General features: G+C 57.2%; 22 protein-coding genes. 9 read left to right on the top strand and 13 right to left on the bottom strand.

All coding sequences use genetic code 11. The features are described from left to right. Nucleotides 1-37: 37 nt before the first annotated feature. From LA5095_RS03210 to fabI, 6 genes are all read right to left on the bottom strand, one after another. Nucleotides 38-736: a pseudouridine synthase gene (locus LA5095_RS03210; protein WP_055111855.1), complete on the bottom strand. Its 699-nt coding sequence runs from the start codon at nt 734-736 to the stop codon at nt 38-40. Between the two features lies 1 nt (nt 737). Beyond that, complete coding sequence (locus LA5095_RS03205) at nt 738-1,781, bottom strand: class I SAM-dependent methyltransferase (RefSeq protein WP_055111852.1); 1,044 nt, start codon at nt 1,779-1,781, stop codon at nt 738-740. Between the two features lie 60 nt (nt 1,782-1,841). Beyond that, nucleotides 1,842-2,420 (bottom strand): GDYXXLXY domain-containing protein, encoded by a 579-nt coding sequence (locus tag LA5095_RS03200; RefSeq protein WP_055111850.1) that lies wholly within the window; start codon nt 2,418-2,420, stop codon nt 1,842-1,844. Further along, complete coding sequence (locus LA5095_RS03195; RefSeq protein WP_208992531.1) at nt 2,417-3,862, bottom strand: DUF2157 domain-containing protein; 1,446 nt, start codon at nt 3,860-3,862, stop codon at nt 2,417-2,419. The genes LA5095_RS03200 and LA5095_RS03195 overlap by 4 nt, the downstream gene beginning before the upstream one ends. A 441-nt stretch (nt 3,863-4,303) precedes the next feature. Further along, entirely contained in the window at nt 4,304-6,919 is a 2,616-nt protein-coding gene (locus LA5095_RS03190) for a DUF3141 domain-containing protein (protein WP_055111849.1), read from the bottom strand. 9 nt (nt 6,920-6,928) lie between these two features. After that, complete coding sequence (fabI, locus tag LA5095_RS03185; RefSeq protein ID WP_055111847.1) at nt 6,929-7,693, bottom strand: enoyl-ACP reductase FabI; 765 nt, start codon at nt 7,691-7,693, stop codon at nt 6,929-6,931. 474 nt (nt 7,694-8,167) lie between these two features. On the opposite strand from fabI, the gene LA5095_RS03180 reads away from it, so the two are divergent. After that, nucleotides 8,168-10,207, top strand: coding sequence for a hypothetical protein (locus tag LA5095_RS03180; RefSeq protein WP_055111845.1), 2,040 nt, complete (start codon nt 8,168-8,170; stop codon nt 10,205-10,207). Next, nucleotides 10,204-11,520 (top strand): transporter substrate-binding domain-containing protein, encoded by a 1,317-nt coding sequence (locus LA5095_RS03175; protein ID WP_055111843.1) that lies wholly within the window; start codon nt 10,204-10,206, stop codon nt 11,518-11,520. The genes LA5095_RS03180 and LA5095_RS03175 overlap by 4 nt, the downstream gene beginning before the upstream one ends. Nucleotides 11,521-11,578: 58 nt before the next feature. On the opposite strand, the gene katG is transcribed toward LA5095_RS03175, so the two are convergent. After that, the gene (gene katG / locus LA5095_RS03170) at nt 11,579-13,750 is read right to left on the bottom strand and encodes a catalase/peroxidase HPI (RefSeq protein WP_055111841.1); all 2,172 of its coding nucleotides are present in this window, start codon (nt 13,748-13,750) and stop codon (nt 11,579-11,581) included. Between the two features lie 273 nt (nt 13,751-14,023). Here katG and LA5095_RS03165 point away from each other — a divergent pair, with 273 nt between their 5' ends. Beyond that, complete coding sequence (locus LA5095_RS03165; RefSeq protein WP_055111839.1) at nt 14,024-14,920, top strand: LysR substrate-binding domain-containing protein; 897 nt, start codon at nt 14,024-14,026, stop codon at nt 14,918-14,920. Nucleotides 14,921-14,966: 46 nt separating this feature from the next. On the opposite strand, the gene LA5095_RS03160 is transcribed toward LA5095_RS03165, so the two are convergent. Further along, complete coding sequence (locus tag LA5095_RS03160) at nt 14,967-16,127, bottom strand: MFS transporter (RefSeq protein WP_055111837.1); 1,161 nt, start codon at nt 16,125-16,127, stop codon at nt 14,967-14,969. A gap of 277 nt (nt 16,128-16,404) precedes the next feature. Between LA5095_RS03160 and LA5095_RS03155 the strand changes: the two genes are divergently transcribed. After that, nucleotides 16,405-16,713: an EthD family reductase gene (locus tag LA5095_RS03155; RefSeq protein ID WP_158510326.1), complete on the top strand. Its 309-nt coding sequence runs from the start codon at nt 16,405-16,407 to the stop codon at nt 16,711-16,713. A 257-nt stretch (nt 16,714-16,970) separates the two neighbouring features. Here LA5095_RS03155 and LA5095_RS03150 read toward each other — a convergent pair whose 3' ends face one another. Both LA5095_RS03150 and LA5095_RS32630 read right to left on the bottom strand, forming a co-directional pair. Next, a complete protein-coding gene (locus LA5095_RS03150; RefSeq protein WP_208992530.1) occupies nt 16,971-17,609 on the bottom strand; it encodes a class I SAM-dependent methyltransferase in 639 nt (212 codons plus the stop codon). A 70-nt stretch (nt 17,610-17,679) separates the two neighbouring features. Next, the gene (locus tag LA5095_RS32630) at nt 17,680-17,826 is read right to left on the bottom strand and encodes a hypothetical protein (RefSeq protein ID WP_158510325.1); all 147 of its coding nucleotides are present in this window, start codon (nt 17,824-17,826) and stop codon (nt 17,680-17,682) included. An 84-nt stretch (nt 17,827-17,910) separates the two neighbouring features. Here LA5095_RS32630 and LA5095_RS03145 point away from each other — a divergent pair, with 84 nt between their 5' ends. Then, entirely contained in the window at nt 17,911-18,819 is a 909-nt protein-coding gene (locus LA5095_RS03145) for a LysR family transcriptional regulator (RefSeq protein WP_055111831.1), read from the top strand. Between the two features lie 65 nt (nt 18,820-18,884). Here LA5095_RS03145 and LA5095_RS03140 read toward each other — a convergent pair whose 3' ends face one another. Further along, nucleotides 18,885-19,784, bottom strand: a complete 900-nt coding sequence (locus tag LA5095_RS03140; protein ID WP_055111829.1) for an alpha/beta hydrolase — start codon at nt 19,782-19,784, stop codon at nt 18,885-18,887. 395 nt (nt 19,785-20,179) lie between these two features. Between LA5095_RS03140 and LA5095_RS03135 the strand changes: the two genes are divergently transcribed. From LA5095_RS03135 to LA5095_RS03120, 4 genes are all read left to right on the top strand, one after another. Continuing rightward, nucleotides 20,180-20,884 (top strand): ParA family protein, encoded by a 705-nt coding sequence (locus LA5095_RS03135; protein WP_055112720.1) that lies wholly within the window; start codon nt 20,180-20,182, stop codon nt 20,882-20,884. Between the two features lie 141 nt (nt 20,885-21,025). Then, nucleotides 21,026-21,982 carry an HlyD family secretion protein gene (locus tag LA5095_RS03130; RefSeq protein WP_055112718.1) on the top strand — a complete coding sequence of 319 codons (957 nt, stop codon included), beginning with the start codon at nt 21,026-21,028 and terminating at the stop codon, nt 21,980-21,982. Further along, nucleotides 21,979-22,917: an ABC transporter ATP-binding protein gene (locus LA5095_RS03125; protein ID WP_208992529.1), complete on the top strand. Its 939-nt coding sequence runs from the start codon at nt 21,979-21,981 to the stop codon at nt 22,915-22,917. Before LA5095_RS03130 ends, LA5095_RS03125 begins: the two co-directional genes overlap by 4 nt. After that, on the top strand, nt 22,914-24,059 hold the full coding sequence (locus tag LA5095_RS03120) for an ABC transporter permease (protein WP_055111827.1): 1,146 nt from the start codon (nt 22,914-22,916) through the stop codon (nt 24,057-24,059). The genes LA5095_RS03125 and LA5095_RS03120 overlap by 4 nt, the downstream gene beginning before the upstream one ends. A 12-nt stretch (nt 24,060-24,071) precedes the next feature. On the opposite strand, the gene LA5095_RS03115 is transcribed toward LA5095_RS03120, so the two are convergent. Both LA5095_RS03115 and LA5095_RS03110 read right to left on the bottom strand, forming a co-directional pair. Next, nucleotides 24,072-24,992: a DMT family transporter gene (locus LA5095_RS03115; RefSeq protein ID WP_055111825.1), complete on the bottom strand. Its 921-nt coding sequence runs from the start codon at nt 24,990-24,992 to the stop codon at nt 24,072-24,074. A gap of 229 nt (nt 24,993-25,221) precedes the next feature. Next, the gene (locus LA5095_RS03110; protein ID WP_144436087.1) at nt 25,222-25,554 is read right to left on the bottom strand and encodes a hypothetical protein; all 333 of its coding nucleotides are present in this window, start codon (nt 25,552-25,554) and stop codon (nt 25,222-25,224) included. Between the last annotated feature and the right edge of the window lie 109 nt (nt 25,555-25,663).

The following is a 25,663-nucleotide window of genomic DNA, read 5'->3' as shown; positions in this document are numbered from 1 at the left end:
TTGCGAAGAGGTTCGGCATTCCCGGACCTCTTTGCCTTCACGCGAAAATTTTGGCCTTTTCGTTATCGGAAAGTGCCTTCCACTCTCCTTCCGCCAAACCTTCCAACCCCAGCGCGCCAATCCGGCTGCGCCTGAGTTGCGCCACGTGGTTACCGGTTGCGGCAAACATGCGGCGAACCTGGTGATAGCGGCCCTCGTGCAGGGTCAATCGGGCGGTCGTGTCGTCCAGGACTTCCAGTTGGGCAGGCTTCAGCGGCCTGTCTTCGCTTTCAAGCATCATTTCGCCGGAAGCGAACAAAGCGGCTTCATCCCCCTTCAAGGGACGATCCAGAGCGAGTTCGTAGACTTTGGGAACATTCGATTTCGGCGAAATCACCTTGTGAAGAAACGTGCCGTCATCGGTGAAGAGCAGCAGTCCCGATGTCTCCTTGTCGAGACGACCAATAGACGACAGTGCAGGCTTGCGGGTACGAAACCGGTCCGGCAGCAGATCGTAGACCAAACGCCCGTGATCCTTTGTCGAACAGGTATATCCGACAGGTTTGTTCAGCAAAAGCACGACGCCCTGTGCCGGGTCGAGTGGCTCGTCGTCGAACAGGACGTCCTCATGCGCCGTCTTGCTGTCTGGCTTCAGCCTATTGCCGTCCCTGTCCGTTACCCAGCCATTGCGGATCGCCAGCTGCATTTCCTTGCGGCTGCCGTAGCCGAGATTGGCGAGGAGTTTTACGAGCCGCATTCTAGCGCCTTCCCTTGCCCTTGACCGCGCGGATAACCTTGTAGCCGCCCTCGTCAGCCAGTTGCCTGACGTCTGCAAATACCTCGGTCAGTGTCTGTTCGTAAGGCAGGTGACGGTTGGCAACCATGAAGAGTTCGCCTCCCGGGCGCAAACCCGCTGCTGCGGCCCGGATGAACCCCTGACCGACATCAGCGCGATCTGCCCTGCCCGCCTGGTGAAACGGCGGATTGGAAACGATGAAGTCGTAAGGACCCTCAATCCCCCTTGTCACGTCGCACCAGAAACCGTTCAGACGTCGCTTGCCCTTGAAGCCGCCAAGGTTCTGCTCCGCAAGGTCGAGTGCGCGTTTTTCAGCTTCATAAAGATCCATTGCGGACACTTTCGGGGCCTTTTCCAGAACTGTCCGCGCGAGGTAGCCAAAGCCCGCCCCGAGGTCGGCCCCCTTTCCCTTGAGTGTATCCGGCACCATGTTGCCAAGGAGCTTCGAGGCCGGATCGACACGGTCCCAGGCAAACAGGCCCGGGCGGCTGACATACGCTCCGTCCAGCACCGGCCGAGCAACATCAATGGCCAGCCAGTCTTTCAGAAGCGCCTGGTTGACGCTGTCGGCATGAGAGGTGGCCCAGACGACACGGCATTTGTTCTTCGAGAGATTTTCCGTATTGCCGAGAAGATCGGCAAGATCCCTCTCCAGCGTCCTGGCGCCTTCGGTGTTGGGGGCACTGGCGATCACGATACCGCCGGTTGTTACCCTGGAAACAGCCTCTGCCAATTGCGCCCGCGCTTCCTGTCTTTGACGGCCGGGGAGAACAAGCACAGCATCGAATTTCCCTTCCCCAGGCTCGGCGCTCACCTCCAGACCCGCCTTTTGCAGGGCATCGCGATCGGGTGCGAAACTTTGAACGCACAGAAGATCCAGTCCATTCAAGGCATTCAAGGCTCGGCCATAACGGGCACGCAGAAACAGGACCTTCGCGCCTGGGTGAAGTTCAATATTCTCCGTTTCCAGAGGAAGGATGAGCGTGTCGAGCGCGGGATCGGACATCAGGGACCAGGTTTCCTATTCAATGCGTTGCAGCGCTCATAGCGCCCGGAGCACCGTCCGTCAAAAGGTCCCGTCCGATTTGAACGCCTCGCCGTCGACCAGCAACGTGAGCGGGAGGGAGCGTCCGTCTTCCGCAATCGCGACTTCCAGCAGTACCCGACTGGTATCGAGCTTTTCAATCACCCGTCCCTCGCCCTCGGGCAAAAAGAAAGCATCGATGCCATAGTCCACCCAGATCTTGTCATCTGAAACCGACGTGACAGTGCCTGCGATGACGAGTTCTCCGGATTGCCTCGGTGTTTGCGACATCGAGACGGGCTGAGCAGAAGCCGTGCCATCGCGCGCAAGCTCAACGTAAACCGTGTGACCGGACTTGACGGTGTCCGCGCCGGGAAGGTCCGTGGACAAACGTCCAATCGCGAGGTTTATGATCACATAGTCGCCGCGCAAGAGATCCCTTGGATCCACGGGGACAAGTTCCAGCGAAACCACCGTTCCCGAAACCTGCACCTGAAGCCGGTCAACCATGGGAATCGAGATCAGTGCGAGCTGTATGAGTGCCAGCAGCCCCCAGCGCAGGTAGGCGAACCGGGAATTGGATGGCCGGGCAGGTTCGTCGGGAACGGAAGCGATACTCATGTCAGGGCCTCGTTGCGATCAGGCCCGGCGTCCGGAGCATCTTTGCCTTTCCTGAAGAGACGTGCGAGCCACAATGCCACACCAAGCAAGAGGACCCCTGCAACGAGGAAAAACACCGACTGGCCCAGGAGAGATCCGATTGTAACCTGCAGGAGCCAAAGCGCTACTGCGGTCAACCCGAGATAGGCACACAGCATCCAGAACCGGTTGTTGAACCATGTGGCGAGGGCGCAGAGCCCCACAAGCGAGCCCATGCTGATGGCAGCGAGCACAAGGCTGTTCGCCGTAAAGACCGGCATCAGGACAGCAAGAACCGCGAGCCCGATCGCACCAAACAGTGATTGAGCCTTTGTTGTCTTGTAGGAAAGAACAAAGCCCGAGACGAGCAAAAACACAGCAAGCAGCAGTGGCAACAGCGCCGGGATTTCCCAAATGCCGGCCACAGCGACGCGCTTTGAAATCTCTGGAACCAGGACAAGTGCTGCGGCAATGAGCGCGCAGAGAACAAGAAAGCCTGCATCTTGCAGGGATCTTCCCATGAGCCAATAGCCATGGCCACGAGATGGAAGATTGCTTGACCATTTGACAAACAGGTCCGCGACCGGATCGAGCAGCACCATGATCGCCGCCAGGCCTCCTGCCCCAGCGAGCGCCATGGCAAGGATATAGCCGTCGTCCACAGACAGGATCTCGGCGGATTCCGCGAACCACCTGCCGTAAGTGACCCAGACAAGGCTGATCGCAAGCCAGCGCGACAGGCGCGCAGGATGAACAAGCGGATGAGCGAAGACAGCGGCCAGGATCAAAAGGCCGATGAGATCCTGCAACAGGACAGCTTCACCCAGCTCCGCGCGTGTGAACTGCCACATGATTGCAGCGATCGCCGCTATGACAATCGAGGTTTTTGATCCTGTCAGCCAGGCTGCAGCCAAGCCTCCGAGGCAAACAAGAAACGCTCCACCGGCCCAGTCCGAGGGCAGATGAAAAATCTGCCCCACCAGGGCCATTCCTCCGACGAAGACCAGCGTTGCAAAGCCTGTCAGCAGATCCGCGATACCTCTCCGCCCATTCGCCGCTGCTTTTGCCGCGGCGCCGTGACTGGCAAGCAGGAGGCAGGCAATACCGATCAGTTTTACCGTTTTCGGGATCGCGGCCCAATTGGCTGCGATAAACGCAAAGAGTGCCAAGGCAACACAGACCATGCCGATACCGGCCAGAGCCATCGGCAACCTGGATCGCCCGTCTTCCTGATCCTGTTCGCGCAGGATGGCTGCGGCACCGGACGAACTGACCCAGCCTTTCGAGACCCAGACCTCCAGGTCATCCTTCAGTCTTTTCTTGTAGACCCAGTCGAACATCAGTTTCTGCCAGCCGCCTGCAATTTCAAGGATGGACACCTTGATTGTCTGGCCAGCCTGATCTGTTTCAGCAAGAGCATACACGTCTCCGAGAATTCTCAAGTGGCATCATCGTCATGACTTCAGCCCTCTGGTGGATCTTTTCAACTCACAATCCAGGCGGCCAGCATCGCATAAAAAAGAAAACTGCGTCCATTTCCGGGCGATGACCGGCATCTTATCGAGCAAATCCATCTACAAACGCACAACAGCGGCAAGCGCCCGTGCCGGCGCCGGGCACACATTGCTGTCCGCCCGCCACGATTAAATTGCCATCTGGTGAGGGTGGGACTTGTAGCTACAGCGGTTCTTGGTATTGTGATGCATCCAATTTTGCTGTCGCTGGAAACACGGAGGGCCAGGTGGGCTCGCTGTTGAAGTCGGATGCGACCGGAAAAGTTTATATTCTGCAGATCAGAGCCTAACTCCAGCAAAAAACCAGGGGGGCTCTGAAGGGCGTCCGAGAGGCCCGGACGCCCTATCACCTTATTCTGCAGGTTCTTCCGAATTTTTCGTCGTGCGCCGTCTTCCGCGCGTCGCCGGTTTCGCGGCCGCTCTGCGTCGAGGAGAGGTCTTTTGCGCCGCTTTGCGCTGTGAGACTTTCTGTGGTGCCTTGGTTGTGGAGGCGGCGACCTCCGCAGTTTTTTCTGTGTTCCCGGATTTTTCGGGACTATCCACCTTTTCCGTTTTAGCGACTTCTTTGGGCCGGACCAACGGATCTTCAGTCACATCTTCGGATGCAGGCGGCAATCCCAGAACCTTGTGAAACTTTTGCAATGTTTCCAAAGTGTGTGATGTCATCTCATCGATGGACCCGGGAATGTAACGTACGACCCTGGAAGCCAGCTCACGCTCTTCTTTTGTCCTGAGCAGCTTCGGCAGTGACGTGATCGCCTTTTCAGGCGCGAATTCCACGATCAATGTCTGTTCCTGCAGCATGAAGCTGCGTTCGTCCGGTGTCAGCGACTTGAATGGTTCATCTTGTGTCAGAACACGCGATGATCGCTCCAGTCGGTCGCGGCGGACATTTCCCCTGCTGTCCGCCAGCAGGATGAGCATGCGAACGACGGCTTCACGGAAACCGCCTTCCTCGATATGCATCAGAGCGGTTTGAACCGGGGGCAGACTGCGCAATTCCTCTTTTTTCATCAGCGTTCGGCCCGGCTGTTTCGTCCGCCCGAACCAACGCATGTAGGGCGATCCCCAGATCGTGTAGAACAGGTTCTCGTACATTGTGTCGCGCAGGTCCCGGAACAGGTCCATTGATTGCTCGATGAGCGCTGCGTTGACCCGCTCCAGCTCGACGAAGGGATTGTCCGCGGTGACCGGTTTTCTATCCTCCTTCACCCGCTCCGCCAAACCCGGCAACATGTTCAGGAACGGGTTCATGCTGGAAAAGAGCTCGCGCTGCATCCGAAGAGGATGAGTCTTGCGGCGCAAATCCGCGCTTTGTTCGGTGACGCCGGCCTGAACAAGAGGACGCATGCAGACATCGTAAAACTCCGCCTGCTGTTCAGAGGCTCTTGCGACAGCCGCAAAGGGAATCTCATCGTCCCGGCCGTCGTCCATCGCCTTGAGGTCTTCCATCTTGCGCTCATGGAAACTAACCGTGAAGGACCTGTCCAGGATGTCACCCTCGTAGTCGTCGATCGTCATTTCATAAAGACCGGGAGGCAGGGCTTCGATGGTCTTCAAGGTCGACGTGACCTCGGTGTGCTCTTTCTTGGCTATCTTGGACGAGACAAAAATTCCAAGATGCCCGACCTGATCGTGAACCATATAGATGATCCGCTGCCCGCGAATGACGATCTCCCGCTCGTCGGCATAACTGTCGATGATCCAATTGAGCGCCTGTTGTGGCGGGGTGATATTGTCACCAAAGCTGGCAAAGACGATAATCGGCGCACGGATCTGCTTGATGTCCACATTCCGTCCAGGTTCGAGCTGTGCCTCGTTCTTGGACAGCCTATTGCCGACGAAAAGTTGCTCGACGATCCACTTCATTTCCGCTTCGTTCAGCAGGAAATAGCCACCCCACCAGCGTTCAAACTCGAGGAAGCGATGCGGCTCGGTATCAACCCTGGCGTAAAGGTCATAGTACTTGCCGAAATAGTTCCGTGACGGATTGAGCAGTTCAAAGTTCTGAACGATATCAGCACCGTCGAAAACGCCGTGGCCAAGATCGGAATAATACATGGCATTCCAGGTGCCTCCCAGTATTCCGCCGTTGTAACGCATCGGATTTTCTCCGACACGTCCGGCCCAGGTCGACACGGGTGCACCGTTCAAGATGATGGGACCGGTGAGGTCCGGGTTCGTGGCCGCCAGCAGCAATGTTGCCCATCCCCCCTGGCAGTTTCCGGTTACAACCGGGTTGGGCGCGTCGGGATGCAATTCACTCACCTTGCGCACGAACGCCGCCTCGGCGTGGGTGACATCGGCAAGCGTCTGCCCCTTTTCGGGCATGCGCCTGAAAGCGACAAAATAGACAGGGTGACCATCGCGAAGAGCGACACCGACCTGGCTGTCCGGCTTGAAACCACCGATACCGGCACCGTGTCCCGCGCGCGGATCGATGATGATGTATGGACGTTTCCAGGACTTGGTCGCGCGTTGTTTTCCGTCCGCAGGCTGCTTGATCTTCAAAAGCATGTAGCAGCAGGGCCGCGGCAGGTCGGCCCCATCCATGACGACATCGTAGTCGTAGATCAGCACCGGTGGGCAGCCGGCTTCCTCATGTTCAATGAAGATATCGCCGCGCTGACGCAGCGTATCCATGGTCAGGACAATGCGCTGCGCAGCGTCCTGCCAGTAGTTTTCAAAGGCACTGTGGAGACTGCCGCCTGATTGCGCCCGAGTGAGACCCTCAAACGCCTTGCCATACGCGGACAGGCTCTCCTGCCAGCGGCTCTTGTGATGATCGGTCATATTGGTCAAATGCATGGTCAGCCCCCTGCCCATGAGTTCGGCCATGTTGGAAATCTCGGTTGCCTGCGCCTGCAGAGCCGTGAAACGCTGTGATGATGACCATGCCGTGGCGTCGTGCAGCGAGTTGAGGAACTCGTTGTGACCTTTTTCGAGAGCGTCAAAAATGTCCTTCATCAGGACCTCCTATCCAACAATGCTGTATCCGCCATCTATGAAGTGAATGCCGCCGGTAACGTTGAAGGCTTCCCGGCTTGCCAGGAACGCAGCGTAGGCTCCAACATCGTCGATTGTTGCAAGCTGATGCGTGGGCGCACGCTCGGCAGCGTCGTTCAGGAGTTCGTCGAACTCCGCAATTCCTGATGCCGCACGGGTTTTCAATGGTCCGGGCGAGAGCGCATGAACGGATATTCCCCTCGGTCCCATTTCAGCGGCAGCATAACGGGTTGCGGCTTCGAGCGCCGCCTTGACCGGTCCCATGACCCCATAGTTCTCGACAACCTTCTGTGCCCCCATGAAGGACACTGTCATGCAGGTTCCGCCTTGCGGCATAAGCGGTTCAGCGCCGCGGATTAGGCGCAGGAAAGAGTGTACAGAGATATCCATCGCCAGACCGAACCCCTCGGCGGAACAATCCACGACACGCCCGTGAAGGTCTTCCTTTTTCGAAAATGCTATCGAGTGAAGCAACGTATCGAGCCTGCCCCATTTCTCCGTGATCTCACGAAAGAGCGCATCCTGCTGTTCCAGGTCGCGAACATCGAGCGGCGCAACGATTTCAGCGCCCAGTTCTTCGGCAAGCGGCCGGACATGCGGTTCGGCCTTTTCATTCAGGAACGTAACCGCCAGGTCAGCCCCCTGCTCCCTGAACGCCTTAGCGCAGCCGTATGCGATGGACTGGTCGTTTGCGACCCCCACCACCAACACTTTCATGCCCGTCAAATCAAACATATGCGGTCAGCTCCCTGACGCTGGAACAGATTGGAACCGGCACGAACCGGACGAGACCTCCCGCTGTTTCAGATGCAACCTGAAAACACATTGCAGTGCAACATGATCCTTGTGACGAGAAAATGACCAATCGCAAATATAGTTGGTTGTGCGGACCCCATTCCCAACTCGAACTCATTTACTTTAGGTAACTTTTAACAACACAACCAAGACACAACTTTATATTGAAAATATTAATCCGACCATTATTTGAAGAAATTTCCTTATTTTCAATTGTGGACATGTTATGATTTCAACCCCATCTTTTAGAATTGAACAGAAAAATTTATTTAACTTGAGGACCGCGTCATGAGGAATGTTTTGATTATCCTCCTGTTACTATCTGGCAGCACGGCACCTGGCTTTGCACAGACAGCCTGCAATCCGGCAACGCAATATTGCCGCTAAGAGCGTTGAAACAAGCAGGTACCAACGATGCCTGATCTGGTCGCCTTGCTCTTTGGAGCCTTGATCATAGGCGTTTTCTCTTACGAGCGATTCAACAAGGCAACTTATGGCGGGCGCAGGCAGCTTGAGCGTCTGGTCGATCTATTGACACCCGACAAGCTCCGCGCACGCAAAGTCGTCTTCCATGCTTATACCTTTTACGCGCTGACGATGCTGATGATCTATTTCTTCTTGTGCGCTTATGCCGAGGTCATCCCCTATCTCGGCGGTCCGGATATCGTCTCCGACACGGTCGGTGCGAGCCAGTTGCCAACGGCACCGACAGACGACGCGGACAGTTCGACAACCGGGTTTGTCCCATTGCCCAACAGCGACAGCGTTTTCTGGGCACAGCCACTTTCAAGCGAAACGGGTCCGTCCGAGAAAAGAAACTTCCTCGATATCGGCATAGATCCGTCCATTTCTCTCACGATCGCACTCATCATTGTCGGTCTTGCCCCGACCTTCCCGATCCTGCAACGCTTTGAAGACTGGATGCGCAGTGCGGCACACCGTCTCGCGGGTATTCCCACGCGTGTCATCGGGGCCGGCGAGGATCTGCAGCGCAATTCAATCCAGATCCGGGATGCAGGGGATCCGGGCAACGACATTCCGAAAAACAGCCTGCTGATCCCGCGCGGCCATTGGGAGCGCATCACTCATTATTCAAAGGCAGCGGAAGGGCAACTTGCAGACCCTCAGGACTTTCACGAGGACCTTGATCTGATCTTTGCGATTTCGTCCTGGATCCTGGATCGAAAGCTGAAACTGGCCAATGCGAGCCAACGCGAAGAGTTCGACAAGCTCGAGGCCGCCCTGACCAGACGCAGAGATGTTCTCCTTCTGGAACTGGACGAGAAGTCGAGTTATCAGGCCGGCGAGACCCTAAGCTCTTCGGAACATTCAGAGGCGACTCTGGAAGCGGAAACACCTCACGAAGGCAACGGGGCGGCGGAAAACTCCGCGTCCAGGGAAAAGAAAAGGGCCAGTTGGGAACGACTTGCCGAACATGCCGATCACCTGGCAGACGATCTTTGCATATTGCTGGCCCTTTATGTCGAACACGAGATCATCATTTCGGAGGCAACTCACAAAAGGTCAGACAAGAATACTCCCAGCTCGGTCAGACAACAGATTCTCGCGAAGGAAAAGCTCGAGGCCTTCTTGAGCGACTTGCTCAACGAACATGCCGGGCCGGTGCATTCACGCTCTCACGCAATGCTTACAATACTTTGGTCCGCCGGCATCACCATCCTGCTCGCTGTCGCATGGAGTATTTTTCCCGGCCCCTATGAATCCGCCCTGCAGAGCGGGACGCCCGGAAACCCGTACTGGCGCGCGCTTGGGTATGCCACCACCTCCTTCAACAGTTTCTGCATTCCGATCATAATCGCCCTCGCGCTCCGGGACGGCGCTCGCCAGACCCACCGGTGGCGGAACATGTCGCAGTCGCACTGGACCAAGAAACTGCCGCAAGCCCTGCTGCTGGTTTTCATTTCCTGGGCGGTCGCAACCCTGTTCATTATCGGATTGGTGCTCTGGCGCTCGGCGATCGAATCCGGCGGATGGTCTGAAAATCAACGCACTGTCTGGACAACACTGAGATCATCATTCGAATACAATGCCCCGACCCCCTTGAGAGGGGCTGTGCTTGCGCTGATCCTTGTTGTGCTGCTTGACGCCGCCTCGACCATGTCCAGATCCGCCGTAGCACAGAAGACTCAGGCATGGAGCCGTGGCTGGGCGATCCGCGCCGCGATCATCATGGGTTTATGCGGAGGCGCGACGCGTTTTCTGACGTCCTGGGCGTCCGCGCTCAACCGGTCAGCGGAACAACCACAACTGGATGCGATCGATCATGGTCTGATCGCATATGCGGCCATCTATTCATCTATCCTCGGGTTCCTGGTGGTCTTTTGCATCGCTGAAGCGCTTCAGAACCAAAGGCGACGACAATCGGGCGCGCACGCCAAAGCATCACAATCGACCGGCCATGCACCGGCAAAATCACGCACGGCCGCCTCATGAGGTGGCTGATCTCCCTTGGGCTCATCCTCGTGCAGGCACTCGTTGCTGCCTCCACCGGCAGTGCGGAAGAAAATGACAAGCCGGTCAAAATGGCCGTTCGAACGGATACCAGGCCATTCATCTGGATGAACAAGGACTCTGGAGAATACCTGGGATTTTACTGGGATATCTGTACAGAGGCGATCCACCGCGCAGGATACCAGCTCGAAACCGTCGAGATCGGCACGGCGGAACGAAAGTCCATTCTCGAAACCGGGCGGATCGACGTCGGTGGGGACAAGCTGGTTCCACCGGGGACTGCAACGGCCAGCACAACATTCCCCGAGACCGAAAAGGTCTCTTCCGGCGGCACCGAGATCGATTTTCTATGTGATCCGACCACCATCACGCTGCTGCGCATGAAGAGTTTCCCGATTGAAAACGGCACACCCGTGCTTCATTTCTCGCAAATTGTCTTTGTAGCCAACAGTTCCTTTGTGAAGTCCAAGCCAGGAAAGGATCTCACCAAGAACGAGGCCAGACTGCCTGAAGACGGGACGAAGCCGACATGCGATTGCATTTTGCCGTGGATCGATCATGTGAGCGCCGTTGGCAGAGGAGAACCGGCGCCTGAACACACATGTGAAAACGCGTGGTGGCCGGAGGCGGCACCTGATCAGGCAAATTCGGCAGCAGAGGGTGGCGAAGCCGGCAATGGAAACCCGAGCGGCCAAAGCCAGGCAAGTTTCTGGGATCGGTTCAAAATCGATTTTCAATTTGTGCCCGCAACGCCGCAACAGGTGAAAACCGAAGCTCCCAAAGACTATGAGGTCTGGGGATATGTCGAAGGGTCCACGATCGGCGACGCGCTCAATGCCCGGCTGAACACGCCGCCCAAAAACCAGATTGGCGCCAAGATTATCTGTTCGCGCAACTATGCCTCGCACACCGAGGCAGCCAGGGCATTCTGCAATGGTGAATTGTCACGCTATTATGGCGATCTCGATATTGTTCAGGCATCGCTTGCAGACCAGCGTAATCAGACCAGGAGAGACTGCGCAATGGATCCGGCGCCGTCTGCCACCGGCAGGTACGAACCTTATGCGTTCGTCATTTCATCGAGAACGCATCCGGGGCTGCCGGAGAAGGTCGACCTTGCGCTCTACAGCATGTTTCAGGATGGAACCATTGAACGGCTGTTTGCCGGTCACTTCCCCGACACCAAGATGTCGGACTTCCTGAACACGCTCTTTCGAATAAACAGCATTCCGGCCGGAACCGCGCTTGCAAATGATGCGCCGGACAATCCGGCCTCAGCCCGGAACCAGAACTGAAAAAGCCGGCCCCGCGAGATGCGGGACCGGCCTGTGGCTCAGAGCGTGGAGCGAAGGCTTACGCCAGATCGAACCGGTCCGCATTCATGACCTTGTTCCAGGCAGAAACGAAATCCTTGACGAATTTCTCCTGGTTGTCGTCCTGGGCATAGACCTCGGCATAGGCACGCAGAACCGAATTCGAGCCGAGAACCAGATCCGCGCTGGTCGCGGTCCACTTCAACGTGTTCAGCTTGCGATCCCGAACTTCGTAGGTACCGCCTGAAACCGGGTTCCAGCTGTTGGCCATGTCGGTCAGGTTGACGAAGAAGTCGGTGGTCAGCGCTCCTTCGCGGTCCGTGAAGACGCCATGCTTTGTACCGCCGTGGTTGGTTCCAAGAACACGCAGGCCACCGACAAGAACCGTCATCTCCTGAGCGGTAAGGCCAAGAAGTTGCGACCGGTCGAGCATCATTTCTTCCGGGCTGACGACGTAGTTTTCCTTCTCCCAGTTGCGGAAGCCGTCAGCCAACGGCTCCAGAACGTCGAAGGAGTCGGTGTCGGTCTGTTCGTCTGTTGCGTCGCCGCGTCCAGCGGTGAAGGGAACCGCAACATTGAAGCCGGCGGCCTTGATCGCCTGTTCAAGTCCGACATTCCCGCCAAGGACGATGACATCCGCGAGTGAAGCACCGGCTTGTGAAGCGATCGGTGCAAGAACCGCCAGCACCTTGGCCAGACGCTCCGGCTCATTGCCTTCCCAGTCCTTCTGGGGGGCAAGGCGAATGCGCGCGCCATTGGCACCACCACGCTTGTCGGAGCCGCGGAACGTGCGGGCACTGTCCCAGGCGGTTGCGATCAATTCGGCTGCGGACAGTCCGCTTGCAGCGATCTTAGCCTTCACCGCATTGACATCATAAGACGTCGTGCCTGCCGGGATTGGATCCTGCCAGACAAGTTCTTCAGCCGGAACATCCGGTCCGAGATAGTTTGCCTTGGGGCCCATGTCGCGGTGGGTCAGCTTGAACCAGGCACGCGCGAATGTATCGCGGAAGTAAGCTTCATCTGCCATGAATTTCCGGCAGATCTCGTTGTAGACAGGGTCCATTTTCATGGCCATGTCCGCATCGGTCATCATGGGGTCATGATGGACAGACTGGTCGGTCGGATCTACCGGCTTCTGGTCTTCCGGCATGTCGACCGGCTTCCACTGCCAGGCACCGGCAGGTGATTTGGTCAGCTCCCACTCGTAGTTGAAGAGATAGTCGAAGAAACCCATGTCGAACTTGGTCGGCTCTTTTGTCCACGCACCTTCAATACCCGATGTGAAGGCATTTGTTGCCTTGCCGTCCTGACCGGGGTTGGACCAACCAAGGCCCTGAGCTTCCACACCCGTGGCTTCCGGCTCGACGCCGATCTTGTCCACCGCACCGCGTCCATGCGCCTTGCCGACCGTGTGGCCGCCACAGGTCAATGCCGCGGTTTCCTCATCGTTCATTGCCATCCGGGCGAAAGTCTCGCGAATATGCGCGCCTGTCTTGACCGGATCAGGATGACCATTGACGCCTTCCGGGTTGACGTAGATCAAACCCATGTGAACGGCCGCGAGCGGATTTTCCAAAGTGGTCGCATCGTCCAGGTTTTCATACCGGTTTTCCGACGGCGCCAGCCATTCTTTCTCAGAACCCCAGTAAACGTCGGTTTCCGGTCCCCAGATATCCTCGCGGCCAAAGCCGAAACCAAAGGTTTCAAAGCCCATGGTCTCGTATGCCATGTTGCCGGCCAGAATGATAAGATCAGCCCAGGAAAGGGCGTTGCCGTACTTCTTCTTGACCGGCCAGAGCAGGCGCCGTGCCTTGTCGAGACTCGCATTGTCCGGCCAGGAATTCAGCGGCGCGAAGCGGATGTTGCCTGAACCCGCGCCACCACGGCCGTCCTGCATGCGATAGGATCCGGCGGAGTGCCAGGCAAGACGAATCATGAGGCCTCCGTAGTGACCCCAGTCAGCCGGCCACCAATCCTGGCTATCAGTCATCAACGCCCGGACATCGGCTTTGACTGCCTCATGATCCAGTCCCTTGGCGGCTTCACGGAAATTAAAATCCGGATCCATCGGATTGGTCCGGGCGCCGTGCTGATGAAGAATGTCGAGGTTGAGCGCATTCGGCCACCACTTCGTGACCGGCTTGTCCATCGACGTGTTCCCGCCGTGCATTACCGGGCAACCGCCCGCCTTATCGACTTTCGCGTCCATTTTCCTCTCCAATTCAGATGTCGGTGCATTGCACCGGCTTACACAACTCCGACCTCGTGACAACAGATTGACAGCGAGCCTTCGAGAAAGGCCAAGGCGCTGCGCATATGCTGATGAGAGGCCGCAGTACGACAAAAAAGCTGTGAAACAAACCGGGCAGCGCAACCAGGAGTTCCCGACAACACGCTGCTCCAGTCTTTTCTGATTCCAAACTAGCAGAGCAATTCGATCAGAAGAAGTTGAATTTCCTGATTGCTTTGATAGGATTTTCTTATGATAAATATCACCCTGAAACAGCTTCGCTATTTCGAGGCGCTCGCGCGGCATGGTCACTTCGGCAAGGCGGCAGAAGCCTGCGCGATTTCCCAACCGGCCCTGTCAATGCAGATCAAGGAAATGGAAGAAACGCTCGGCGCGTCCCTGATCGAGCGTGGCCCGCGCCAGGTGAGGCTGACACATTTCGGCGAAGTCGCCGTGGAGCGTGCCCGTGACATTTTGCGAGCGGCTGAAGAACTCGGCGACCTGGCCCGTGCCTCCCGAGATCGCCTCGTCGGACGGTTGCGTATCGGCGTTATTCCGACGATTGCTCCGTATCTTCTACCAAGAGTGATCAGCGCGCTTACAGTGCACCATCCCGAACTGGAAATTCATGTGCGCGAGACGGTGACGCCGAAACTCATCCAGGAACTGGGTGAAGGCAAACTGGATACGGCTATTGTCGCCCTGCCTGTTTCAGAGGCTTCCCTTGCCGAAACACCCCTCTTCAGCGAAACCTTCATGCTCGTTCGTTCAGCCAGTGAGGCCAGTGCGCCCCTCCCGAGCGCCGATACCCTGAGGGAAATGCGTTTGCTGCTGTTAGAGGAAGGCCATTGCTTCAGAGACCAGGCGCTTTCCTTCTGCAACCTGCCGTCCGGCCCGCCGCGCGAGATGCTTGATGCGAGTTCGCTGTCGACCCTCGTCCAGATGGTCAGTGCCGGCATGGGAGTAACGCTCATCCCGGAAATGGCTGTCCCCGTCGAGACCCGCTCCGCTTCGGTTTCCATCTCCCGTTTCGAGAACCCCGAACCGACCCGGACCGTCGGCATGGTCTGGCGCAAATCCAGCCCGCTGGCGGGCCAGTTGAACGAGATCGCGGACATCGTGCGCAGTTCGGCAGAAAGTCGCCCTTGATCTCAGGGTTGAGACAGTCGCAAGTTTTTGCCGGCAAATAGAATTGTCAGCGACGAAACGTCAAAACTCCCAGTACTGCCATAGTACCTGCGAGAGCCAGCAGAACGGTGCGTGCGTCGTCCCCGGCGGCAAAGAGCGCCACGACCAGACCGGCAAGCGGTTGAGACAGATTGTTGAGGCAGATGATGATGCCGGTGGTCTTGCCGAATTCGGCCGGTGGAATGATCTCCTTACGGAGGGTACGGACATAAATGTTGAACATCTTGTCGAAGCCGGCGATCAGGAGAAAACCGGCTGCGTAGATCAGCGGATGCGCGCCGAGACCCGTAAGAACTGCACCAAGACAGATGAAGGCATAGGCTGTTCTTCCAAGTGTGTTGAGCCCAAGATGGACATGCGCGGTCAGCGTCAGCACGGCAAGGGTTGCAACGGCTCCACCAACCTGCAGCCAGGCATAGGTCTGTTCACTCTGGGCGAAAAATCCCGTCATCATCGCCGCAGCTGTTGCCAGTGTCGCACCGATGATCAGGTTGACGCCGGCTGCCTGCAGGATCGCACGCGTCAACCCAGGCAGTTGCCAGACCAGCCGAAGCGCAGTCGTCAAGTCAGCAACCGGATGCCGGCGCTCCCCAGCCGGTTGTCCTTCCAGGCGTTCCTGTCCGCGCCACATCATGAAAATACCGTCAGCGAGGAAAAACAGGCCCGTCGCCACGAAGACAACGGTTTCCCAAGGCCAGAGCGCCATCAGGTAGGCTGCCGTCAACGGCCCCAGGACAACACCCATCTGCGAGGCAATCTGACTGTAGCTTGCCACCTTTTCAAACCGCTGGTCCTTGAAACCACGGACCAGTACCATTTCAAGTGCAAGCATGCCCTGGGTCGTCAAAATGCCTACGAGCGCAGACAGACCGATCAACCACCAGACCCCGCCAAACACGATCTGACCGGCGATACCGACAAGGCAGACGGCAGCCCTTGCGATACGGCTGATCCGCAAAAGCAGGATCGGGTTGAATCTGTCGCACAGGATGCCGGCGACTGGAAAGGTGAGATAGCGCGGCAATGTTTCGAAGAAAAATGCCAGTCCGGACCAGGCGACGTTTCCGGTTATCTGGAAAATGACCAGAGGCACCAGAAAGAGCAGGATCTGGTCGGCCAGAACCGTCAGGAACATGGACGTGAAAAAAGCGCGGTCACGGACGAGCATCAGGGACTTTCTTGGGTGCGCCAGAGGGAGCGCCTCCTACGTAACACCCGCTTCACGGCGCTGCAAGCCGCAGAAACGGGTCATTTCAATCGATTTAAATCTTTTGAATGTTTTTAAGCTGCAGGTTTTCCGTGTCACGTAATCCCTTCTGCAGGTCATGAGCCACCCGCTCTATCGAACACCGGTTTCAAGACCCAGGCGGACTATTTCAGCACGAGTTCTTGACCATGCCGACCATGTCCGACAGGCTCTGGCTATTGCAAAAAAGGGGACCGAGTTGAGCGCAACACTCCACGTTATGTATCCGACGGGCGAAGGCCTTACATTTGATCATGACTATTATGCCGGGCACCACATGAAGCTGGTACGTGACGGCCTGGGCGACGTCGCCGAGAGCATGTCAGCCTCCAGGGGCATTGCTGGTGGCCCCGACATTCCGCCGGGATATTTCGCTGTGTTTACACTCACCGTCGCATCGCTTGATGTCCTGCAAGGCGCGCTTGCAAATTCGCAAGCAATCCTGGACGACATTCCCAATTATTATAACGGCCGACCGACGATACTGATTGGTGAGACGATCCAATGACGAGGGAAAGTACGGCATGAAGGTGCCGCCCTTTTCCTGAAATCAGAGTTTCCCACCAAAGACGTTTTCTGCACAGGTTGCCGAAAGCCGACAAAGCCGCCCCTTTGTCAACACAGCGCGGAAACAGCACGGTAAGTGTCGACACCTTCGTGCTGCGGGCCTGGGTAGTTTCGGACCTCGAGAATGCGGAAGTGCGGGACCCGGGAACATTTCCGGATCTCCACATTCGCCGCGACGTCCCGGTGCAAACAGCGCAATCAGGCCTTCCGCGCGACGATGAACCTGCTGCGCGGTTCCGGGTACGTGCCGGTTTCGATGATGTCGAACCCTGTCCGGCTGATCATGTCTTCCACCGAGGCAAAGGAATAGACGCGTACGAAGGGAGCTTTGCCGACCAGTTGCATTGCCTTGATCAACGGCACGAACAGCCAGGCCTTGTCCGCCAGACAGACCGTCTTTGAGATAAAGAGCCCGCCCGGTTTCAATAGACCGTGCACGCGTGCCAGAAGGTCTTCCGGATTTTCGACGAGGTGGAGGAAGTTGAAGCCAAGGATCGCGTCGTAACCTTCAGGCACTTCGACGCTTTCGCTGAAAACATCGGCGGTCAGAAAACGCAGGCCGTCGTGCAACTTGCCCCTGGTTTTTTCGGCTTCGAGCTTTTCGTCCGCAATCCTGATCATGCCCGGAGCAAAGTCCGTTGCAAGATATGATCTGACATTGCCGTCCATGATCAGGGCAGTCGATCCCGTGCCGCAACCAAGTTCGAGCACATTGTCCTTTGGTCCAAGGTGTTCGAGCGTGCGGGCCAGCGTCTTTTGGTAGGCGTCCTCATCCTTGATCGGTGAAGCAGCATATTTACGTGCTGTCTTGTCCCAGAAACGGGTCGATGATGTCATGTCGTTCGTCCATGCAACTGCCATGGTAGGGCTTTCTCAAAATTCGGGAAAAGGACGGGAAACGTCCGGTTTATTTGCGTCTTCCAGCGCTGCCGCGAAGGCCGAGGCGCTCAAGCAGACCGCGGCCGAGATCCCTGCCGCCGGTTGGCGAGGCCAGGAATTCCAGCACGGCAATCGCAGCATTTGCCAGGTGCGAAACTAAAGTGTGCAGGCTCATCTGAAGCGCTCCTTGCGTCCCTTCTAACCTCTCCAAAAACGAATGGAAATTGCCGAAATCTCGCTAGGTGATATACAAAAATGCATGAACTGGAAAAGCATCACCTTCGACTGGAACCAGGCCCGGGCCTTTCTCGTGACGGCAGAGGAGGGATCCCTGTCGGCTGCCGCACGCGCTCTAGGCCTGACGCAACCGACCCTGAGCCGTCAAGTCGCCGCACTGGAGGAAACACTTGGAGTTACCTTGTTCGAACGGGTTTCCAAAAGCCTCGTTCTGACAGAGGCCGGCATCGAGCTTGCCGAACACGTGCGTGCCATGGGTGACGCAGCCAGCCGGATCTCGCTTGCAGCGTCCGGCCAATCCCAACAGATTGAGGGATTGGTGACAATCTCCGCAACAGATCTGATGGCAGCGAATGTTCTGCCGGACATCCTTCGGAACTTGCGTCGCAAGGCCCCGGCCATCGAACTCAAGGTCCTTTGCACCAATAGCCTCAGCGACCTGCGGCGGCGCGAGGCGGATATTGCCGTGCGCCATGTCGAACCGGATCACCCCGATCTCTATGCGCGCAAGCTGCGCGAAGCACCCGCCCGGATCTATGCCGCAAGGTCCTATCTGGAAAAAATCGGCAGAAAGCCAACCAGGAAAGACGCTGCGGATCTCGACTTCGTCGGCTACGACAATAATGAAGAACTGGTCAAATATCTGCGGGTCTTCGGACTCGATGTCAGCGAGGCCAACATTAATCTCGGTTCGCCCAGTGGCATCGTTGCCTGGCAATATGTCTGTGAAGGGTTCGGATTGTCGATCATGGCCGACGAGATCGCGGCACACTACCCAGAAATTGTTCCAGCCTTTGAGGATGTTGAGCCGATCACGTTTCCGATCTGGCTGGTCACGCACCGGGAACTTCACACCAGCCGCAGGATCCGCATGGTGTTTGATCATCTGGCTGAGGGATTGCTCGCGGTCAGACCACCGGTCGTGGGTTGAACCCGGTTCTTTGCATCATGCTCTCGACCACAGACGGTTCATCATCGCGTGCCGGGGGCTTCATGTCATCCCAGCATCCAGTTGAGCACCAGGCGCCAGTCTGTCATGCGGATCGGCGTGCCGTGCGTGCCTGTGTCGAACAGCGTGAAGCGGATCGGGTAGTTGGGTGCCCTTGACTTGATCTGCTTGAAGAAATTGGCCTGGCTTTCCCAGTTGTAGACCCGGTCGAGCGTCCCCTGCCCCATGTATATCGGCACGTTGCGCGACAGTCCCCCGGACGAGAGGAAGTTCGGATCCTTCGGCGAACCGAGTAGCATGATGCCGTTGACCAGACGGGAATAGTTGGCGCTCTTCACCAGGTTCCAGCAGATGATGCCTCCCATGGACCCGCACGCCACCACGACCTTTGCACCAGGCGAGAGTTGTTTCTGATGCTGGATAAGGGCAGCGACATCGGCTGTCCCACCCTTGCCGAAATTCTTGATATCGACCGTCAGATATGCACCGCCATTGCGCACCATCAGGTTCTGCACACGGTTGAAATTGCCGCCGAAGGAAACGTCGTTCATGCCCTGGAAGCGGTTGCCGCCCTGGCCGTGGATATAGATGACAATGGCCTTTGCGCCGCCCTTCCACTTGCCGGTCCCCATATACTGGATCGTCCGGCCGTTGGCCTGCAGTTCGGCGCTGCCCCTGCCCCGCTTGGGCTTGTAGGAGACATAGTTGCCGAACACCTTGCGTTCGTCGACTTCGTCCCGGTCACGCAGATCACGCTGCTTGGAATATTCTACAACGATGAAGTCGCCGTTGTAGAGCGTCTCGGAGACCTTCTTGTATCTGAAGAGACGATCCTTGTACGGCTTCAGAACATCGGCCTGCGCTGTTCCTGAACATGCAATGGCAGCGCCCAGCAAGACACCACAAATCAATCTCATCGAGTGGGCAGACATCAATCGGTGCAGCATAAATGGCTCTTCGTTCAGGCAACGCGTTCAAGCAAATCAGTCGATAACCTACGCGCCACGCCTGCGCAGTGCAATTGCGTCCCGGGCAAAAACCGGCGGCCATCGTTACACGGGCCGGCGCCAAAGTCGCACCCGGCAGGTAGCTGTTTCCAACCGGGCTTTGGCTTTTTCAATTTGTGAAAACGCGGGAATTTTCCGAAATCGACTACCCACACTGCGATTAATACGGAGGAAATTCGCAACTTTATCCACACCCTGGAAGGCTCTTTGAATAACTTCCTCGCAAATTGCGAACTTAAGGAATTGGTAACCATAAAATCCCAAGATTTTCAATGAGACAGGTCCGAAAGAGACCGAACCGCAAGACAATGCACGGCAAGTTCAGGAGAACCCAGATGCCAGTCATTTCCTTCGCAAATGCAAAAGGCGGCGCGGGCAAAACCACAGCCGCCCTGCTGCTGGCGACAGAAGTCGCGGCACGAGGAAAACGCGTGACCATATTCGATGCCGATCCGCAAAAGTGGATCTCGAAGTGGTTTGAACTACCAAGGACCTGTCCGGGCATCTCGGTCGTCAGCGAAATGTCTCCGGCCTCCATCACAGAGCAGATCACGCACGCCACCGAATATTCCGACTATGTGATTGTCGACCTGGAAGGCACCGAAAATCTGATCGTTGCCAACGCGCTGTCGGTCTCCGATCTGGTGGTCGTCCCGATCCAGGGTTCTTCGATGGACGCGCGTGGCGGCGCCAAGATCCTGACATTGATCAAGAAACTTGAAAAGATCGTCCGGCAGGACATCAAGCATTGTGTCGTTCTGACGCGCACAAACGCAGCCGTTACAACACGCGCCATGAAATCGGTTCAGGAGTTCCTGTCCACCCAGAATATCGACGTGTTGATGACACCGATTGTCGAACGGGCGGCTTTCCGCGATTTGTTCGAGTTCGGTGGCGGGCTTGCAAACCTCGACGCATCGGTGGTGTCCGGTGTTGCCAAGGCCCGGGAAAATGCTGCGCTCTATGCAGCGGAGATCCTTGAGCGGGCAATCACGGTGCCGAAGAAACGCTGGTACAACATCTTCAAGCGCGCCAGCTGACTTGTGATCGCACTGATACGAGAAGCCGGGCTGTGCCCGGCTTTTTACGTTTTGGCCAGTGGTTTGCCTGGCGTGATCGGACTAGTGTGAAGCTGCTTAGAATTGTGTCCGGTCCATGTTGCTGATCTTGTGGAGAAAGTCATGTTGTTGTTTCTTGTCCGTTCAGCTCGGGTGAGTGCAGCCTGCCTCTTCCTGGCAGGGTGTTTCGGCGAGGAGAGCGACGTGGCGCTCGGGTCGCTGGAACGAGACCGGGTGGCTCTGACCGCCACTGCCAACGAGGTGCTGATCGACCTGCCCATTCCGCAGGGAACGTTTGTCGAGGCGGGAACGGTTCTCGCTCAGTTGAACCCGACAGAACAGCAGGCCGTCGTCAACCAGGCGCAGGCCGAAGTGCAAAAGTCGAAGGCCAATCTGCGAAAGCTGCTCAACGGCTCACGAGAAGAAGATATTGCAAAAGCCCGCGCAAATGTCGCCGGAGCGAACGCTGAACTGGTCGATGCAGAGGCCTCTTTCCAGCGCTACAGCAACCTGACGGGACGTGGCACCACCAGCCAGGCACAGCTTGACAGTGCGCGGGCCGGTCGGGATGCAGCGGCGGCCAGCCTGAAAAGTGCCGAAGAAGAGCTGAAGGAACTTGTGGCGGGGTCCCGGCCGGAGGATATCGACATCGCCCGCGCGGAACTTGCCGCCGCCGAGGCCAGTCTCATGACCCAGATGACGATCTTATCGGACCTGACAATCACGGCCTCCCGTGACGGTGTCCTAGACAACCTGCCATGGAACCTTGGAGAACGCGTCACCGTAGGCAGTCCCGTTGCCGTTCTGCTTGCAGGCAATGCGCCCTATGCACGCGTCTATGTCCCGGAACCGCACCGGGTCAAGATCAAGGAAGGCGACAAGCTCAAGGTCAGGGTTGACGGCCTCGACGCGTCCATTGAAGGTCATGTCCGCTGGATCAGCTCCGACCCTTCGTTCACGCCCTACTATGCTCTCAATCAGTCTGAACGCGCACGGCTGATGTATGTCGCAGAGATACAACTTCCCGACAGCGCGTCCGATCTGCCGAACGGCGTTCCTGCCCAGGTGGTGCTTCCGTGATTGCGCCTGCGTCGGACATCGTCGTCAGGGCTGAAGGGCTGGTGAAAAAATTCAAGAACTTCCGTGCGGTCGACGGGCTCGACCTCACGATTGAGCGCGGCATGATCTACGGCTTTCTCGGTCCCAACGGCTCCGGCAAGACAACTGCCATGCGCATGTTGACAGGGCTACTGACACCTACCGAGGGCACGGTCGAGGTGCTGGGCCTGTCCGTTCCAAAGGATGCGGAGACGCTGAAATACAAGATCGGCTACATGACGCAAACATTCTCGCTCTACGGCGATCTGACGGTTCTCGAAAATCTCAATTTCATGTCGACGATTTACGGCCTGCCGAGAAAAAAGCGCCAGGACCGCATCCGGGAAGTGATGGACCGGTATGAACTGACGGACCTGAAGGACCGGTTCGCCGGCAAGATGTCCGGTGGCCAGCGCCAGCGTCTTGCCCTGGCAACCGCCGTGTTGCACGAGCCGCAGTTGCTGTTCCTGGACGAACCCACCTCTGCGGTCGACCCTGAATCCCGGCGGCATTTCTGGGAGCAGCTGTTCGACCTCGTGGAAAACGGTACCTCGATCATCGTGACAACGCATTTCATGGACGAGGCGGAGCGCTGTCACAAGATAGCAATCCTGGAAGCGGGCCAGAAGCGGGCCGACGGCGCACCCAAGGAACTGATGGCAGCGATGGGCGCCAACGTGGTTGAAATAGAAGGCCCGAACCTTCGCGAGATCCGCCGTCACCTTCTGGGAACGGCCGGTGTCATGGCGGCCGCCCAGTTGGGTGCCCGCTTGCGGGTGCTGGTCGATGACGACATTCGGGACCCGCGGTCCTTCCTCAAGGAGAAACCGGAAACCGACGGTGCAACGCTGATCGAGCAGGTTCGACCCAATCTCGAGGACGTTTTCGTGACGGCAACCGGAGAAGGCCGCCAATGAGGTCATTGTCCCGCATTTCCGCGATTTTTCTCAAGGAACTGGCACAGCTCCGCCGTGACAGGATGACCTTCGGCATGGTGATCATGATCCCGCTGATCCAGCTGATCCTTTTCGGCTATGCCATCAACACCAACATCCGCGACATTCCCGTTGCTGTGGTCGACCAGAGCCAGACAGCGCTCAGCCGTATCCTGATCCAGATGGTGGAAGCCACGCGAGTGGTCAAGGTAACCGAACGCCTGAGCACCCCGGAAGAAGCCGAAGCGGCGATCAAGTCCGCTCGTGTACGCGCCGCTTTCGTCCTGCCCGAAGACCTGTCGCAACGGATCGTGCGGTCTCCTTCAGTCGGCCGCGGCACACCGCCGTCAACGGATGAGGAAACCAGCAGGCCGGTGGCACAATGGATCGTCGACGGTTCCGACACGATGATAGCGGGGGCTATCAAATCACTCCGGTCGATGCCGCTTTCAGAGCTTAACCGACAGGCACCGAACCGATCCACGCCGACATTTGAAGTTGCCCTCTTCTTCAATCCGGAGCAGCGGACGGCCATAAACATCGTCCCGGGCCTGGTGGGCATCATTCTCACCATGACAATGATCATGTTCACGTCTGCGGCAATCGTGCGCGAACGCGAGCGTGGCAACATGGAAATGCTGATCAACACCCCTGTAAGGCCAATGGAACTGATGATCGGGAAGATCATCCCTTACATCTTTATCGGCCTGCTGCAGACGGTGATCATTCTGGGTCTGGGTCACATGCTCTTCAACGTGCCTTTCGGCGACAAGACACTCGATCTTCTGATCGGAACACTGCTGTTCATAGGTGCGAGCCTGTCACTCGGTCTGGTGCTGTCAACCATCGCGCAGAGCCAGCTCCAGGCCACCCAGATGACCGTCTTCGTGCTGCTGCCGTCAATCCTGCTTTCCGGGTTCATGTTCCCCTATGAAGGCATGCCGTTGATTGCGCAGTACATCGCAGAGGCCTTTCCCGCCACCCATTTCATGCGCATGGTGCGCGGGTTCGTTCTGCGCGATGCCGGCCTTGTCGACCTGCATCGCGATGTCCTCTGGATGTGCGGTTTCTTTGTTCTCGGCATGACGGTCGCCGCCCTTCGTTTCAAGAAGCGGCTGGACTGAGCAAACACGGATTCATTTCGGCTGCGGCCCCGTGTCGACCCGCGGGTTCGCGGTTCGAAGGACCGGTGTCTGATCCGAGACATTTTCCCTGCTTTCGCGCCAGACCACGAAGATACCCGACAGGATGATCACCGAAGAGCCAAGGGCAACGTAAAGGTCCGGCGTTTCGGCAAAGAAGAGCGCTCCGAACAATGTTGCCCACAGGATCTGGCTGTATTGCAAGGGAGCGACAAACGCAGCCGGCGCGGCCCGGTAGGCGCCGAGAATACAAAGCTGCGCAAGCACGGACAGGAAGCCGACAACCGCCATCAACCCGAGATCGGGAAGCGATACGGGCACATAAACAATCGGCAATGTCATCGACATGACCAGCATCGACAGGAGCATCGGAAACAGGATCAGGACGGCGGGACGTTCCTTGCCACCGAGCTTGCGGGCCAGGATGGATGACATGGCACTTGCACCGGCGGCCGTCAGCCCGGAAATGTGCCCCCATGTGAGTTCGGTAACGCCCGGCCTCAGGACAATCATGACCCCGATCAGCCCGACCAGCACTGCACCCCAGCGTTGCATCCTGACCGTCTCTCCGAGGAGCGGAACGGACAGTACCGTCACCAGAAGCGGCGTGGCGAAAAGCAGCGAATAAACTTCGGCAAGAGGCAGGACGGTAAATGCGTAGAACCCGCAAGACATCGCAACGATGCTCAGCCCGGCACGGCAAAGAACAAGGACAGGAAAATGTGGACGGAAATTGTCGATGGCCTTGTCAGCCAACATGATGATGGACATCGGCACAAAGGCAAACAGCATCGAGAAAAAGATGATCTGGAACACCTGGTAGGTTCCGCCAAGCGACTTGATAACGGCGTCGTGGGTTGAGAAAAGAGCGAACGCCCCAAGTGCCGCGAGGAGTCCCCTGAGCAATGCTGACATGGCTGAAGCCCTCTTCGGCTGGGTAGATCGGCCCGCTTGTGACGCAAGCCCGAAGACATGAGGAACGAAGCGCGTCGAGAAGTTTTCCGGTTCGCATGCCGGAGGCCGTCAATGACGCCGCTCCAGACCCTAGTTACCAGAAAGCGTGCAATCGCCAAAGACCCGCTGGTTGCTCCAAGCTGCGAAATCTACAGCAAGTAACCATCAATTCCGGTCAACTCGGTCAATGTCAGACAAATACCCGTGCCAGAGTTGCCACAGCCATCGCGGTTGCCGCGCGTTTGGGTCCATCGAATTCTGCAGCGGCCTGTCCGGGAACTGTCAGGTTGACGCGGTTTAGATCCGATGCTTCCAGTTGATCCAGATCCGCTGACTTGGCGGCCTCTTCCGCGGAGATGCGGATCTCGTCCAGCATCCGGACAAGGCACTGCCAGATATGCAAGGGGGGTGCTTCGCTTGTGTCGCACCAGCGAACAATTTCATCTTTTGATACGTCAAGAGCAGCAGCGGCCTCGTCTATCGACAGACCGATGTACTTGACCATATCACTGAAATTACTCATCTTTTCACCCCAGACGTTGAACGTCCGTACACATCCACCTCCATATAGTGCGCTGCAATATGGCGAAATTCCAGCATTTTACAAGATTTTAGTTAAATCATTCATCGGC

The sequence above is a fragment of the Roseibium album genome (genome assembly GCF_001404515.1).
Classification (GTDB): domain Bacteria; phylum Pseudomonadota; class Alphaproteobacteria; order Rhizobiales; family Stappiaceae; genus Roseibium; species Roseibium album.
The sequence above is the reverse complement of the archived record's forward strand: the minus strand, read 5'-3'. Positions and strand labels throughout refer to the sequence as shown.